We start from the raw sequence: 15,024 nt of genomic DNA, 5'->3' as shown, positions 1-15,024 counted from the left end.
CACGCAACGGCGGGAGGCCGCCTCACTGCCCTCAGGAGTAGTAGTTCGCCAGGGTTTCGGCCTTGAAGTCGAAGAAGGTGCCGGACTCGATGGCCAGGCGGGCGTCGTCCACCATCTTCACCACGAACCGCTCATTGTGGATGGAGATCAGTGTGGCCGACACCATTTCCTTGGCCTTGAACAGGTGGTGGATGTACGCCCGCGAGTAGTTCTGGCAGGTGTAGCAGTCACAGCCGTCCTGCAGCGGGCCGAAATCGCGCTTGTACTTGGCGCCGGAGAGGTTGTACCGGCCGGTGGGGTGGTAGAACGCGGAGTTGCGGGCAACGCGGGTGGGGGAGACGCAGTCGAAGGTGTCCGCGCCGTTCTCGATGGCCGTAAAGATGTCATCCGGCTCCGAGATGCCCAGCAGGTGGCGTGGCTTGTCCTCGGGAAGTTCCTCGTTGCACCACCGAACGATGGTGCCCAGGTTTTCCTTCTCCAGCGCCCCGCCGATCCCAAACCCGTCAAACGGCATGGCGCCGAGGTCGCGGCAGGCCTTCCGGCGCAGATCTTCGTACTGGGCTCCCTGGATCACGCCGAACAGCGCCTGGTACGGCTTGCCCACCCGCTCGCCGGTCAGCCGGAAGTGTTCGGCGATGCACCGCTCGGCCCACAGCCGGGTGCGCTCCAGCGACTCCTCCTGGTAGCCCCGGGAGTTCTGCAGTGTGGTCAGCTCGTCGAAGGCAAACATGATGTCCGCGCCGATCTGGTGCTGGACCTGCATGGAAATCTCGGGGGAGAAGCGGTGCCGGTCCCCGTTCAGGTGGGACTTGAACCAGACGCCGTCATCATCAATATGTGCGAGGCGTTCCTTGCCGGGGGCCACAGCATCGTCCGGGCCGGAGGCATCAACGGATTTCATGTCGATGACCTTCTTGAACCCCGAACCCAGGCTCATCACCTGGAACCCGCCGGAATCGGTGAAGGTGGGGCCGGCCCAGTTCATGAAGGCGCCCAGCCCGCCGGCCTCGTCCAGGATGTCCGCGCCCGGCTGCAGGTAGAGGTGGTAGGCGTTGGCCAAAAGAGCCTGCGCGCCAAGATCGGCCATGGACTCAGGCAGGACGGCTTTGACGGTGGCCTTGGTCCCGACGGCGATGAACGCCGGAGTGCGGATCTCTCCGTGCGGGGTGGTGATGGTGCCGGTGCGGCCCAGGAATTCCCCGCCGTTCTCCGAGACCTGGGCGGCCGACGGCGGGCAGGATTCACCCAGGCGGGTCCCCACCGTGAACGAGAATGCGGACTGCTCCGCGGGAAGCGCGGGATCAGACGTTGTTGCGGGGGCGGGGTTGGCTGGCACCGTACCAGTGTGCCAGCAAACCGGCCGGCACCAACAAAGCGGGCCCCGCCGGCAACCGCGCGGTCAGCCGAACACCTATCACCGGTAATCGCCCCGGCGCCCGAACGCCTATCCCCGTCAACCAGAGCGTCAGCTAGCGCCCTGTCAGCTGACCGGCTCCGACCCGGGATACTGGGCCTGCCGCCACGAATCCCAGGAGGACCGGATGGCGTCCACCTTCGCCGCCCCCAGATCGTACGTGGAGGCAATCACCATGGACCCTCCGTCGGGCCGCAGCTCTTCGATAACCGGCTGGTCCGTCACCACCAGGAGCCCCTCGCCGTGCGCGGCGTAGTGGTGGACGGTGAGCCCCACCTGGTGGTTGCTGCGGTACCAGACCTTTCCGGAGATCTCCTCGCCCGTGCCCAACGTGAGGCTGTAGTCCTCACCCGGAGCCGGGACGTCGGTGAGCCCGAGCTTTTCAATCGCGGAGCCCGGGCCGCCCGGAAGCTGCAGGAACAGCGTGTGCCGCGTGCCATTGGGGTGGCGCTCCAGCGCGAAGCGGAGCTGCTGCAGGAACGTGAGCCACCCCTGGGTGATGTCCTCGTCCCAGGCAGCCCATTCGGAGTTGTGGTCCAGCGCCCCGCGGGTGACGTTGACCCGGGTCCCGCCGGCCACGGGATGCAGCTCGAACGTGTCGCCGCCGTGCACGGTCAGGCTGGTGTGGTCCGCTGCTTCCTGCACATTGTCGGCAAAGTAGATTTCCTTGATTTCGGCGTCAAGGTCGTCGGCCTGCCAGCCATGCCACTGGGCCACCCGGGACGGTTCACGCAGCATGTTCCAGACCTGCGGCGCATCGGCGTTGATCACTACGCTGAGATTGTTCGTCATAGCCCCGAATCTACAACTCTGTCCTGTGCCCGGGTAGGGCTAATTTGTTCAGGCGCGGACGGCCTCAAGTTCGTTGCCGATCCGGCGCTCCAGCTCGGACATGCCGATGGTTTCCGACCCGCCGTGCGCCCGCAGGAACAGCAGTGACTCCAGCCGCAGCAGCCGCCACTCACGCTCGGCATCATGGTTGGAATTGTCGATGGAACGGAAGATTTCCTTGTCGTACAGGTTGGGCTCGTTGAGCGAGCGCTGCCGTACCTTGGCCGCCATCCGGGCCTTGAACGGATCCGTTTCCTGGCTTTCCGGGGTGCGGATGAGTTTCTCGTACACCGCCGCGCGTTCGTCCTGGCCGTCCTGCCGGCAGATGTAGCTGGCCAGCGCCAGGGATGCCTCCACGGACGCCCAGCGCCCGGGGTTTCCGTCGTAGGGCAGGACCGTGAGGAGGTCTGCGATGGACAGCGCGCCCTCCGCGTCCTTCAGCGTGACGAACAGTTCGTGCGCGAGGTCCGTGAGGTCCTTCAGGCAGCTGCCGGACTTGAAGTTCACGCCCTTGGAGAGGCGGTCCGTCAGCAGCAGGACGCCCACGGCATCAGGGTGCGCTTCAGCTGCGGCTTCCACGACGGATTCGGGGGTGCCGTCCGGCGTGGGGATCAACGCAAGCTCCTCTTCGCCGGGCCCGTTGGCTGCGGGCGGAGCCGCCGGCAGGGGAGGCACGACGACGGCGGGCACCTGGGCGTTGGCTGCGGACTCACCGCCGGGCTGCTCCTGCCGGGGTTCCGTGCCTGCCGCGGCATCGGCTGGGCGCGTGGCCTCCGGCACTGGTGCTGTCCCCTCCGGGGCGAGTGCCCGCGGAAGGTGCGTGACGGCGTCGTCTGCTGCGTCAACGAGGGTGACCGTGCTGCCGGCGGCGATGCGGAGGGTTCCCCCGCCGGTCAGGCTGGCGAGCACCAGGGCAGGCACGCCAAAGTCATCCCGTTGCAGCTCCAGCTGGTGGATTTCCGCCGTCCGTTCACCGTCGGGCAGGAGGATGTGGCTGCCGGTGGTCAGTGATCCAGCCTGCTGCCCGCGATGTTGCCGGGCCGGTGTTTCGGTCATGGGAGTCCTTAAGTTCTCTTGCGGTCCGCCCTACAGTCTACAAAGGCGGGTGCCTGAAACCGGGGACCCCCACGTCCCCTCGGGATGTCAGGAGCCGACGCCCGCGAAAGCCAGTGCCTGCCGGATGAGGCCGCCGCGGCCGCCGCTGAACTCGAGCTGGACACCCGGGCTGAGGACTTCGTCAGGGGTCATCCAGGTCAGTTCCAGGGCGTCCTGGCGGGGTTCGCATTCGCCGGTGACCGGGATGACGTAGGCCAGGGACACGGCGTGTTGCCGCTCATCGGTGAAACCGGTCTGGGACGGCGCCGGGAAGTATTCGGCCACGGTGAACGGCACCGGGCTGATGGGCAGCTGCGGGAACGCCAGGGGGCCCAGGTCCTTTTCCATGTGGCGCAGCAGTGCGGCGCGGATGGTTTCACGGTAGATCACCCGGCCGGACACCAGGGACCGGACCATGGTGCCGTCATCGTCGGCCTGCAGCAGCGTGCCCACTTCGTTGACGTAACCCAGCGGGTCCAGCCTGACCGGGACCGCTTCCACATAAACCATGGGCAGCCGGCCCCGCGCCTCAAAAAGGTCTTCTTCGGAGAGCCAGCCGGGATTCGGGTCAGGGGTGCGCACGTTCATGGTTAAGTTCTACCCCATGGGGCGGCGCTCGGAGATCCACACCGTGGCGGGCACGCTGGCGGCGAACACGGTGGCGTCCGGGTTGGCCACGTGCAGTGTGCTGCCGAACGCTTCCTCCGTCACGCCCACCTGGAACCCTGCGGAGGCGAGCCGTTCCCGCACCGGTTCCAGGCCGCCGTCGTACTCGAAACCCAGCCCTGAGCGGGATGGGCCGGAGGCCGGCCGGACCATCAGGACTCCGCCGTTCTTGGCGGTGAAGTCTGCGGTTTCGTCGTCATCCGGCACGGGCCGCGGGCGGGCGCCGACGTGGCGCAACGTCCGGGCGGCGCCGTCGGCGTCCTGGGTGAACCACACTGCGACGACGGCCAGCGCCTGATCGGCGTCGGCGCCCGGGGCTCCGTTCCCGGCAAGGTCCGCGAGGAAGCTGAAACCGTCCGGCCCGGTGATCCGGCAGGCGTCACCGTGGTCCACGGTGACCAGTTCGGCGGGTGTGGTGCCGTCCTCCGCTGCGGACTCGTTGGTGCGCCGTGCGAATTCCGCAAGATCGCCCACTTCCACCGCAAGGGTGGTGGTGCCGTCCAGCGGATCTCCCTCCGGGACGCTGTGTACGGCCAGCCGCCCGGCCGCGGAGTCGAAGACGCGGAAGCCGCCGTCCCCTTCGGTCAGGACCAGTCCCAACGCGGTGAGGAACCGTTCCCAGTCGTCGATGCCGGAGGTGAAGTGCAGGGGGCGGACGCGGAGCATTGGGAGTCCTTAAGCTCGGAATCGGGACTATACGCCCATGATGGCACAGGGCCGCCTGGGCCGTGCCGGCGGACGTGACTGTTGGGCTGGTGCATCCGTGGTGGTCCCGACCTTGTGATGTCGGAGGGCAGGGGCACAATAGGGCCATGGCTGTTGAACTCGACGAACTGCTGGTGCCTGATGCGGCTGCTTGGCGCGCCTGGCTTGAGGAGAATCACCGGAGCAGTCCGGGGGTCTGGCTGGTGCTGCATAAGAAGGGCGGCACGGTGACGGAACTCGACTACGCCGCGGCGCTGGACGAGGCCCTGTGCTTTGGCTGGATCGACGGGCAGGGAAGGCGGCGCGACGACGAAACTTCCTTCCAGCGCATGACCCGGCGGGGTCCGCGGAGCCCCTGGTCGGCGCGGAATGTTGGCCACATTGCCCGGTTGGAGGAAGCGGGCAGGATGACCGAGGCCGGCAGGGAGGCTGTGGAGTCTGCCAAAGCGGATGGCCGCTGGGACAAGGCCTACGGCGGGCAGGCCACGGCTGAAGTTCCCGAGGACCTGGCCGCCGCCATTGCTGCGGTTCCGGCGGCGCAGGCGATGTTCGATGTCCTGACCAGGACGAACCGTTTTGCTCTGATCTACCGGACCAACTCGGTGAAGCAGGCCGCCACCCGCGAGCGGAAGATCGCGGGTTTCGTCGACATGCTGGCCCGCGGCGAGGCACCGTACCCGCAGAAGAAGCGCCCCGGCGACGCTCCGCAGCCCTAAGCGGGCCGCAGATCCATGTCCTTGGCTGCGCTGGTGCCAAAACGATACGCCACTGACGTGCGGCGATGGCTGCGCAGTTGGGTTCTGGGCAGCGAACCGGTAAATTTGATGGCTAACTTGCGCTGGTGCCGTTCCCCGACCCCGGGGGACGGCACTTGCGCGTTCAGCGACGGATTGAAGCCATGCCCCCAAAATCCCCCCGCACCACCCTCACTGCGCTCGCCACGGCGCTGAAGCGCCGCCCCTTCCTGTGGGCCGCGGTGGCGGTGGCGGCCGTCGTCGTGGTGGTTCTTTCCCTGGTCCTGGCCGGGCAGGCGCGGACCGGTCCGGAGGCTACGGCCGGGCGGGTCCTGGGCGGGGTGGCGGCCGCCCAGGAAGCGTCAAAAGACCGGTCCGGCAGGTACGCCTCGCTGTGGCTCAAGGGCAATGACCGGACGCTGTTCGAGCGGGGGGAGGAGGTCCCGGCGGACGGCGCCGATGATGTCCGGAGCATCGAGTGCGGGACGGGCTGGCTGGCCGCGGCACGGGTGGAGGGCCAGGTCTACCTGCGGAGCAGTGCGTCGGACACGGTGTCCGGAGATGCCGGCGGTGTCCCGCTGCCGGACTGCATCAGCACGGAGGCCCGCGATGCCCTCCTCGCGGACCTGGGCAACGGCAGGGCTTTCCCCGCGCCGGCCGCCGCCGCGCTGGCGGCCCCGGCGAAGGATCCCGGCTACCGGCCCGCCTACCACCTCACCCCGGACCAGCGCTGGATGAACGACCCCCAGCGGCCGTTCCTCAAGGACGGGCTCTGGCACTACTACTACCTCTACAACGCCGACTACCCGGAAGGGAACGGCACCGAGTGGTTCCACGCCACCAGCACCGACCTGGTGCACTGGAAGAACGAGGGCGTGGCCATCGGGAAGTTCCGCAACGGACTGGGCGACATCGAGACAGGCTCCGCGGTGGTGGACGCAGAGGGGACCGCAGGGTTCGGCCGGGGCGCCGTAATCGCCGTCCTCACGCAGCAGGATGCCGGCGTGCAGCGCCAGTCGCTGTTCTACTCAACGGACAACGGTTACAGCTTCAAGAGCTACGACGGCAATCCCGTCATGGACAACCCCGGCGCCGAGCACTGGCGCGACCCGCGGATCGTCTGGGACGACGCGAACAGCCAGTGGCTCATGCTGCTCGCCGAGGGCCACAAGATCGGCTTCTACACCTCGCCGGACCTGAAGAAGTGGACCTACGTTTCCGCGTTCGAGCAGGACGGGATGGGCATCCTGGAATGCCCGGATTTGTTCCAGATGGACGTGGACGGCGACCCCGCCAAACGCACCTGGGTCCTCGCCGCCGGCGCCAACGGGGCAGAGGAAGGCCGCACCACCGGCCTGGCGTACTGGACCGGCAGCTTTGACGGTGAGGCCTTCACGCCGGAGGGGGGCCACCAGTGGCTCGACGACGGCGCGGACTTCTACGCCGCCGTCACCTGGGACGATCCCCGCCTGACGGACGGCCAGCGCAAGGCCTCCCGGCATGCCATCGGCTGGATGAACAACTGGGCCTACGCCCGGAACCTGCCCACTGACGGCTGGTTCGGTGCGGCGTCCGTGGTGCGGGACATCCGTTTGAATTCCGACGGCGGCCGCCCGGCATTGGTCTCGGCACCCACCCCCGCGCTGCGGTCGCTGGAGGGGGAGGCCAGCGAGGTGCCGGCAGGGAACCTGGCCGGCGGGAAGGCACTGCCGGTACCGGAGAGCGGTGCCTTCAAGGTGGACATTGAGCTGGAAAGGCCCGCCAACGGAGCGGGGGAAGCCCGGATCCTCCTGCAAAGCGCCGGCAAGACCTACGCCACCGTGGGCTACGACTTCAGGGCAGGCCAGGCGTTCGTGGCCCGCGACGGGGATGCTCTCGCCACCGCCGACACCGGGGTGGACGGGGCGTACAGCCAGGTCCGGACCGCAGGCGGCGGTTCGCCAGGGGCTGCGTCCGCGGCGGGCTCAGGCGGTGACACGGTGCGCCTGGCCGTGTACGTGGACCGGTCATCTGTAGAGGTTTTTGCGGACAGGGGCCGGCAGACGCTGACGTCCCTGGTGTTCCCGCCGGCTGGCGCCAAAGAGGTCCGGCTCGCGGCGGACGGCGGCGACGTGACCCTGCGGAAGGGCGCCGTCACGCCGCTGGCCTCGATCCGCTAGGACGTCACGGGGGCAGCGCCGCCTGCTGCCGGGCCCTGCTCGGCGGGAAACGCCACGCCTTCGCCCACGACGCGGAGGCAGAGTTCCATGCCCGGCCGGGCGATGGAGGCATTCCAGTGGCGGATGGTGATGATTTCGCCGCCGCCGGGATAGCGGTGGTCGGGGCGCCCGGCCAGTTCGGGCGGCACGGCCAGCTTCAGCCGGACGGTGGTTTCCGGGCCGAAGTAGTCCGTGTCCACCACCACGCCGCGGATGTCGCCGTCCTCGGCGATCCGGATCTGCTCAGGCCGGAGCATGAGCTGGACAGGGCCCTGGGCCGGGGGCCGGCGGACGGGGATGCCGCCCAGCGAGCACGTGGCCAGCGAACCCTCCATCCAGGCGTCCAGGATGACGGCATCCCCCAGGAACTCCGCGGTGGCCCGGTCCGCAGGGCGGGTGTACACCACGAACGGGTTGCCGATCTGGGCCAGCTTTCCGCCGCGCATGACGGCCACCTGGTCCGCGAAGGACAGTGCTTCGGCCTGGTCGTGCGTGACCAGGATGGTGGTGACCCCGGCCTCGGCCAGGACCTTTGCCACCGCCCGGCGGGTGGCGACGCGCAGACCGGCGTCGAGCGCGGAGAACGGTTCGTCCAGCAGCATCAGTTCCGGTTCGCGGGCCAGCGCCCGGGCCAGGGCGACGCGCTGCTGCTGGCCGCCGGAGAGCTGGTGGGGCCGGCGCTTGGCCATGGCCGGATCCAGCGACACCATCTCCAGGAGGTCGCTGACGCGGCCCGCCACGGCGCGGCGGCCGCCGGACAGTTTGGCGGTGTCCAGTCCAAAGGCTATGTTCTGCCCCACCGTGAGGTGCGGGAAGAGGGCGCCGTCCTGCGCCACGTAGCCGATGTGGCGCTTGTGGGCCGGGACCCAGACGCCGTCGCCGGCCACGGTGTTGCCGTTCAGGGCGATGCGGCCGGCCAGCGGGTGCTCAAACCCGGCAATGAGCCGCAGCAGCGTGGTCTTGCCGGATCCGGAGGGGCCCACAATGGCGGTGGTGCCGCCCTTGGACACCGCCAGGTTGACGCCCTTCAGGACCTCCTGCGGGCCGAAGTTCTTGGTGACACCGGTGATCTGCAGGTGCGGGTTGGTGCTGGCCGCCACCGACGGGGAGACCCGGGGCTCCGGCAACCTCGATGTGGATGGTGCTGTCACTGTCCGGCTACTTTCTTGGACTGTTGGAAGAGGAGGTAGGTCATCGGTGCGGAGAGCAGGATCATCAGCAGCGCGTAGGGGGCGGCGCCGGCGTAGTCGATCTCGCTGCTCTTGCTCCAGAATTCGGTGGCGAGGGTGCGGGTGCCGTTGGGTGACAGCAGCAGCGTGGCCGTCAGCTCATTGGCGATGGCCAGGAACACCAGGGCTGCACCGCCGGCGGCCGCGGGTGCCGTGAGCCGGAGGGTTACCCGGATGAACGACGCCAGCGGCGGCTTGCCCAGGGACTGCGCGGCCTCGTCCAGTTCCTTGGGCGCCTGGGCCAGGCCTGCGCGGAGGCTGACCAGGGCGCGCGGCAGGAACAGCAGCACGTAGGCGGCCACCAGCACGCCAGCGGTCTGGTACACGCCCGGAACCAGCCGGATGCTGACGGTCACGAAGGCCAGGCCCACCACGATGCCAGGCAGGGAGCTGGTGATGTAGTTGGACAGCTCAAGGGACTTGCTGAACCAACCGGGATGCCGGACCGCAAGGTAGGCCATGGGGAAGGCGACCACGATGGTGGCGGCCGCGCCGGCCAGGCCGTAGCCCAGGGTGGCCAGGAGGGCGGGGAGGAACTCGTCGGCAGCCCACGACGGGGCCCCGCCGAGTGCGGTCCAGCGCAGGACGAAGAACAGCGGAAGTCCCAAAGCCAGTGCCGTCAGGGCCAGGAGGAACAGCTGGGACGGCAGCTGGTAAACGTGCAGGGGCAGCCGCAGTGCCCGGGCCTGGGCGCCCGGCCCGATCCGGGCGTACCGGGCGGTGCCGCGGCTCCGGACTTCGGCCACGAGCAGGAGCAGGCAGAAGAACACCAGGACACTGGCCAGCATGTTTCCGGCGGCGCCGTTGAAGGTGGACTGGTACTGCACCATGATCGCGGTGGTGAAGGTATCGAACCGGATCATCGCGAAGGCGCCGTATTCGGCCAGCAGGTGCAGTGAAACCAGCAGCGCGCCGCCGGTCATCGCGATGCGGAGCTGGGGGAGCACCACCCGGAAGAAGGTGGCCCAGTTCCCCAGGCCCAGGGCAGCGGCGGACTGTTCGATGGCCGGGTCCAGCCGGCTCAGGGACGCCGCTGCCGGAATGTAGACCAGGGGGAAATAGGAGAGCGTGGCGATCAGGACGCCGGACCACAGCCCGCCCATCGAGGGCACCGCCGAGACCCAGGCGTAGCTGTTGACGAACGCCGGGATGGCCAGCGGTGCTGCCAGGAGCACCGCCCAGATCCGGTGGCCGCGAAGGCTGGTGCGCTCCACGAGCCAGGCGCCGGCCACCCCCAGCAGCAGGCACAGAGGAACCGTGATGATGGTCAGCAACAGCGTGTTCAGCAGCAGCTCCATCACGCGCGGCCGGAAGATCAGCCCGACGGCGGTGTCCCATCCGGTTGCCACCGTCATGTAGGCCACGTACCCCAGGGGAACGAGGGAGAACAGGGCGATCAGCACCGCCACGATGGACACTGCTGAAACGCCGAAAGGCGGGCGGGGGCGCTTGCCCCGGCCCGCCGTCGTCGTGCTCCCGCCCGAAGGGGGAGCCGATAGATCGGTGGTCACGGAATTAGAGGAGTCCTGCCTTGGTCATCAGGTCGGTGACCTTCTCGGAGTTGAGCTTCGCGGCGTCCACCGCGGGGGCCTGCAGGTCCTTGATGGGGACCAGCTTGTCGTTGGCGGGAACGTCGGAGGCGATGGCGTACTCGAAGGACGTGCCGTTCTTCAGGACCTCCTGGCCCTTCTTCCCGGTGACGAACTTCAGGAACTCCTGCGCAGCCGCAGCGTTCTTGGACGACTTCAGCACGCCGCCGCCGGAAACGGACAGGAACGCGCCAGGGTCCTGGTTCTTGAAGTAGTACGGCGTGACGTTCTTGGAGTTCTCGCCGGTCTTCGCCTGGTCGCCGTAGTAGTAGTAGTGGTAGATCAGGGCGGCATCCACTTCACCGGCGTTGACGGCCTTCATGGCGGTGCTGTTGCCCTTGTAGGCCTTGAAGTTCTCCTTCATGCCCTGCAGCCATTCCTCGGTGGCGTCCTCGCCCTTGAGTTCCAGCAGTGCCGAGACGATGGCCTGGAAGTCCGCGCCGGTGGGGGAAGCGGCCCACTTGCCCTTCCATTCCGGCTTGGCCAGGTCAAGCATCGATTTGGGGAGCTGGTCCTCGGAGATCTTGGCCTTGTCGTAGACCAGGACGGTGGAGCGGGCCGCGATGCCGGTCCACTTGCCCGTGGAGGGCTGGAATTCCGTGGGGACCTGCTCCAGGGTGGTCTTGTCCACATCGGCGAACAGGTCGGCGTTTTCCACCTGCGTCATGGCCGGGGAGTTCTCCGTGAGGAAGACATCGGCGGGGGAGGCCTGTCCCTCCTGGATGATCTGGTTGGACAGCTCGGTGTCCGACCCCTGGCGCATGGTCACCTTGATGCCGGTCTCAGCCGTGAAGGCGTCAACCCATTCCTTGGTGAGGCTTTCGTGCTGGGCGTTGTACACGGTGATTTCGCCTGATGCCCCGGCGGCGCTGCCGGATGCGGAGGACGTAGCTGCAGGAGTGGTGCTGCCGCCACAGGCAGTCAGGCCGAGGACAGCGGACGCGGCAAGGGAGATGCCGGCCAGGGCGCGGTTGCGGATCTTCATTGAGGAGCTGCTTTCTGGGAAATGTCAGGGGGACCGGTGGTGCCGGTCCGTGTGGGCCTTGGGGAAGGGCCCCCGCAAAACTGTAGGGTAGGCAATCCTAAGCAGCTACAGGGAAAGCGCTTAAGGTGACCAGCATCACAATAATTACGGAAGTGTGGCGTGACATAATTCTAGGGCGCGGTGAGCAGCGCAGCGGCCTCGATAGCCATCCAGGCCTGCAGCTGGGTGGAAAGTTCGACGGCGGCGCCCGCCGGGTAGGTGTGGGCGGCGGGCGTGTTGGCGTGCAGGGAAAAGACGCTTGCATCCGGCACCGCCCGGGATGGTTCGCCACTCTCCACGGCGCGGCGGCCGTTCCAGAATGCCTGTGCCGTGTCGGTGACAAGCCGGGCTGCGGTGCGGCGGGTCCCTGCGGGGAGCCGGGTGTCCCTTGCGGCCAGCGCCAGGTACCGGCACAGGATGCCGGTGAAAAGGCCGCCGTCGCCTGTTCCTTCGCAGCGGAGCACGCTGCCCTGTCCTGCCGTGGGGGCGGTGACGGTCAGCATCCGCTCCACCCCGTCCACCACCGAGGCCGCCCTGGCGAGGTTTGCGTCTCCGCCCAGTTCGAGCAGCGCGCCCAGGACCGGCCCCTGGTTGTAGGTGTATACGGTGCGCTCCACCAGCACTTCCCCTGCCGTGCCGGCGCGCGCGCCATCGAGGTACAGGTGCTGATCCGCGTCGAACAGTGTGGCGTCCAGCCAGTCGATCAGCGCCTGCGCCTTGGCGGGCTCGCCGGTGCGGGCGTAGTACAGCGCCACAGGGCCGTTGGCAGGCGTGTTCTTGAAGTCCCGCTTCTTGCTCCAGAACACGCCGCCGCCCAGGTCGTCGGTTCCGGCGGCATCAAACTGCAGGGTCAGGGAGCGGCGGACGCGCGCGTTGCGGCCGCGTCCCGGCCGCCGGGTCTCTTCGGCGAGACGGTCGAGACGGTGGGTGGCAAGGGCCAGCCACGCCATGTCGTCATAGTAGTTGTTGACCACGGTGAAGGCGTTCCGCAGCCGGATGCCCGTCACCAGCCGGGATGCCAGGTGACCGGCGCTTGGACTGGCGGGCCCGTTGAACCGGGCCGCCGGGGTGGCGCCGCTTCCCAGTTCCCGCCGGCCGGTGTCCACCAGGCAGTCGACGTAGTGTGCCTGCCACCAGTAGTGCCAGGGGTTGAGCAGCGCCGTACCTTCGGCGAGGGTGCGCAGCTTCCCGCGCCAGCCGTGCGCCTGCCGGCCGCCCTGCCAGGTCACTGCCGCCAGGTGCGTATTCGGCAGGAAGAGCAGCCTGCGGCCGAACAGTGCGGTGACGGACTGTGCTGCATGGTTGGCGCGCTGCTGCCAGTCGGGCGTGGAGGCATCACTGGACGTCATGGGCCCAGCCTAGCCATGCTGCCGGTCCCTGCGCTGATTGTCCGGACCCGGGAAGTCCGGAGCGTGCAGTGCGGCGGCATTTCAGTTAACATTGACTAACTGATACGTCGCGGTCCGCCTGCGCTTTCGGGGGCCACATCAAGGAGGATGCATGGATGTCAGAGGCAGTGCAGCACTGATCACCGGAGGTGCGTCGGGCCTGGGGGCTGCCACGGCCCGGGCGCTGTTCCAGGCCGGAGCGTCGGTGGTGCTGGTGGACCTCCCGTCCTCGGCCGGCGCGGAGCTGGCGCAGGAACTGAACGCGTCAGCGGAAACGCACGCATCCGGCCAGTCCGCAGTCTTCGCCCCCGTGGACGTGACCAGCGAGGCTGAGGTGCGCGCCGCCGTCGCGACCGCCGCCGGGCTGGGGCCGCTGCGGATCGTGGTGAACTGTGCGGGCATCGCCACCCCCGGCAAGGTTTTGGGCCGCGACGGCGTGCTGCCGCTCGAAGCGTTCAACCGGGTGGTCCAGGTGAACCTGATCGGGACCTTCAATGTGCTGCGCCTGGCCGCCGAGGCAATGGTGGCCACGGAGCCGGCCAGCACGGAGCTGGGCGGTCCCGAGCGGGGCGTCATCATCAACACCGCCTCCGTGGCCGCCTTCGAAGGGCAGATCGGGCAACCCGCCTATGCCGCGTCCAAGGGTGCGGTAGCGGCCATGACGCTGCCCGTCGCCCGTGAACTGGCGCGCTCGCTGGTCCGGGTGGTCACCATCGCGCCCGGCATCTTTGAAACGCCCATGATGGCGGGCCTGCCGCAGGAAGCCCAGGACTCGCTGGGGGCGCAGGTACCGCACCCGTCCAGGCTGGGCAGGCCCGGCGAGTACGCCAACCTGGTGCTGCACATCGTGGACAACGCCATGCTGAACGGCGAGACCATCCGCCTTGACGGCGCCATCCGGATGGGGCCCAAATGAGCGCCGCCGGGCGTTCGGCCGCCGCAGGGCTTCCGGACGCAGACTTCTTCGCCGTCGAATCCCTGCTCAGCCAGGCGGAACGGAACAAGCTCGCCGAACTCCGGGACTTCCTCGCCGCCGAGATCGCCCCGCACGCCGGGGACTGGTGGAACAGTGCCGAGTTTCCCGCCCATATCCTGCCCAAGCTCGCCGCCCTGGAGCTGAGCACCCCCTCCCAGCGCGGCTACAGCCACCTGTTCGCGGGGCTGGTGATTGCCGAAATGACCCGGGTGGACACCTCGATCGCCACGTTCTTCCTGGTCCACCATGACCTGTTCGTCCAGTCCCTGCACGCCTTCGGATCGGCGGCCCAGAAGGAACGGCTCCTCGCCGACGCCTCGGACCTCCGCATCACCGGCGCGTTCGCCCTCACAGAGCCGCTGCATGGCTCGGACGTAGCCGGCGGCATGGAAACCACGGCACGTCGGATCTCCTCCGCCACAGGGGAGGACGACGACGGCGGTGACGCCTGGGTGCTTAATGGAGCCAAGCGGTGGATCGGCAACGGGACGTTCTGTGACTACATGCTCGTGTGGGCGCGCGACGAAACGGCCGGGTCGGACAACCCTGCCGGGTCGGTGCGGGGTTTCATCGTGGACGCCACACTGCCGGGCATCACCCGCAGCCGGATCGAGAACAAGATCGCGCTGCGCACGGTGCAGAACGCGGACATCGTTTTCAAGGACGTCAGGGTGGCCGAGGCCGACCGGTTCACGCCGGTCAGCAGCTTCGACGACACCAAGGAGCTCCTGCGCAGTTCACGGATCATGGTGGCCTGGCAGGCCGTGGGGCAGCAGCTGGCGGCGTTCGACGTCGCACGGCAGTACGCCGTGGAGCGCCGGCAGTTCGGCCGGCCGCTGGCCCACTTCCAGCTGATCCAGCAGCAGCTGGTGACCATGCTGGGCAACGCCGTGGCCAGCATGGGGATGCTGGTCCAGCTGGCCAGGCTGCAGGAGGAAGGCTCGGCGGACATGGCCCAGGTGGCGCTGGCCAAGTCCTACGCCAGCGCCCGGATGCGGGAAACCGTGGCGCTGGGCCGCTCCATCCTGGGCGGGAACGGCATTGTTACCGAATACCGGATGGCCAAGATCTTCGCCGACGCCGAGGCCATCTACACCTATGAAGGGTCCTACGAGATCAACACCCTCATTGTGGGGCGGGCCATCACCGGGATCTCAGCGATCGCCTGAGCCCGG

The 15,024-nt window shown here is 68.3% G+C and carries 13 protein-coding genes; 4 read left to right on the top strand and 9 right to left on the bottom strand.

Annotated features, from left to right (window positions below; genetic code table 11):
- Positions 1-31: 31 nt before the first annotated feature.
- The 5 genes from tgt to QE394_RS06115 form a co-directional block, all read right to left on the bottom strand.
- Entirely contained in the window at positions 32-1,336 is a 1,305-nt protein-coding gene (tgt, locus tag QE394_RS06135; RefSeq protein ID WP_056076766.1) for a tRNA guanosine(34) transglycosylase Tgt, read from the bottom strand.
- Positions 1,337-1,480: 144 nt separating this feature from the next.
- Positions 1,481-2,206 carry an SRPBCC domain-containing protein gene (locus QE394_RS06130; RefSeq protein WP_268159356.1) on the bottom strand — a complete coding sequence of 242 codons (726 nt, stop codon included), beginning with the start codon at positions 2,204-2,206 and terminating at the stop codon, positions 1,481-1,483.
- A 48-nt stretch (positions 2,207-2,254) separates the two neighbouring features.
- Entirely contained in the window at positions 2,255-3,301 is a 1,047-nt protein-coding gene (locus tag QE394_RS06125; protein ID WP_056076762.1) for a DUF6707 family protein, read from the bottom strand.
- Positions 3,302-3,388: 87 nt separating this feature from the next.
- On the bottom strand, positions 3,389-3,928 hold the full coding sequence (locus QE394_RS06120) for an NUDIX hydrolase family protein (protein ID WP_056076759.1): 540 nt from the start codon (positions 3,926-3,928) through the stop codon (positions 3,389-3,391).
- A 9-nt stretch (positions 3,929-3,937) separates the two neighbouring features.
- Positions 3,938-4,672 (bottom strand): VOC family protein, encoded by a 735-nt coding sequence (locus QE394_RS06115; RefSeq protein WP_349034060.1) that lies wholly within the window; start codon positions 4,670-4,672, stop codon positions 3,938-3,940.
- Between the two features lie 146 nt (positions 4,673-4,818).
- Between QE394_RS06115 and QE394_RS06110 the strand changes: the two genes are divergently transcribed.
- Together QE394_RS06110 and QE394_RS06105 are read left to right on the top strand one after the other, a co-directional pair.
- Positions 4,819-5,427: a YdeI/OmpD-associated family protein gene (locus QE394_RS06110; protein ID WP_056076755.1), complete on the top strand. Its 609-nt coding sequence runs from the start codon at positions 4,819-4,821 to the stop codon at positions 5,425-5,427.
- A 182-nt stretch (positions 5,428-5,609) separates the two neighbouring features.
- Entirely contained in the window at positions 5,610-7,604 is a 1,995-nt protein-coding gene (locus tag QE394_RS06105) for a glycoside hydrolase family 32 protein (protein ID WP_349034059.1), read from the top strand.
- On the opposite strand, the gene QE394_RS06100 is transcribed toward QE394_RS06105, so the two are convergent.
- The 4 genes from QE394_RS06100 to QE394_RS06085 all read right to left on the bottom strand — a co-directional run bounded on the left by QE394_RS06100 (position 7,601) and on the right by QE394_RS06085 (position 12,834).
- Positions 7,601-8,794 (bottom strand): ABC transporter ATP-binding protein, encoded by a 1,194-nt coding sequence (locus tag QE394_RS06100; RefSeq protein WP_200937711.1) that lies wholly within the window; start codon positions 8,792-8,794, stop codon positions 7,601-7,603. The two genes, QE394_RS06105 and QE394_RS06100, sit on opposite strands and share 4 nt — an antisense overlap.
- Positions 8,791-10,383, bottom strand: coding sequence for an iron ABC transporter permease (locus tag QE394_RS06095; protein ID WP_200937709.1), 1,593 nt, complete (start codon positions 10,381-10,383; stop codon positions 8,791-8,793). Before QE394_RS06095 ends, QE394_RS06100 begins: the two co-directional genes overlap by 4 nt.
- A gap of 4 nt (positions 10,384-10,387) precedes the next feature.
- Entirely contained in the window at positions 10,388-11,446 is a 1,059-nt protein-coding gene (locus tag QE394_RS06090) for an iron ABC transporter substrate-binding protein (RefSeq protein WP_056076748.1), read from the bottom strand.
- Between the two features lie 170 nt (positions 11,447-11,616).
- A complete protein-coding gene (locus tag QE394_RS06085) occupies positions 11,617-12,834 on the bottom strand; it encodes a glycoside hydrolase family 76 protein (RefSeq protein ID WP_349034058.1) in 1,218 nt (405 codons plus the stop codon).
- A gap of 151 nt (positions 12,835-12,985) precedes the next feature.
- On the opposite strand from QE394_RS06085, the gene QE394_RS06080 reads away from it, so the two are divergent.
- Complete coding sequence (locus QE394_RS06080) at positions 12,986-13,789, top strand: SDR family NAD(P)-dependent oxidoreductase (protein ID WP_349034057.1); 804 nt, start codon at positions 12,986-12,988, stop codon at positions 13,787-13,789.
- Positions 13,786-15,018 (top strand): acyl-CoA dehydrogenase family protein, encoded by a 1,233-nt coding sequence (locus tag QE394_RS06075; protein WP_056076742.1) that lies wholly within the window; start codon positions 13,786-13,788, stop codon positions 15,016-15,018. The genes QE394_RS06080 and QE394_RS06075 overlap by 4 nt, the downstream gene beginning before the upstream one ends.
- Positions 15,019-15,024: the final 6 nt, after the last annotated feature.

The sequence above is a fragment of the Pseudarthrobacter sp. SORGH_AS 212 genome (assembly GCF_030818145.1).
GTDB lineage: Bacteria > Actinomycetota > Actinomycetes > Actinomycetales > Micrococcaceae > Arthrobacter.
The sequence above is the reverse complement of the archived record's forward strand: the minus strand, read 5'-3'. Positions and strand labels throughout refer to the sequence as shown.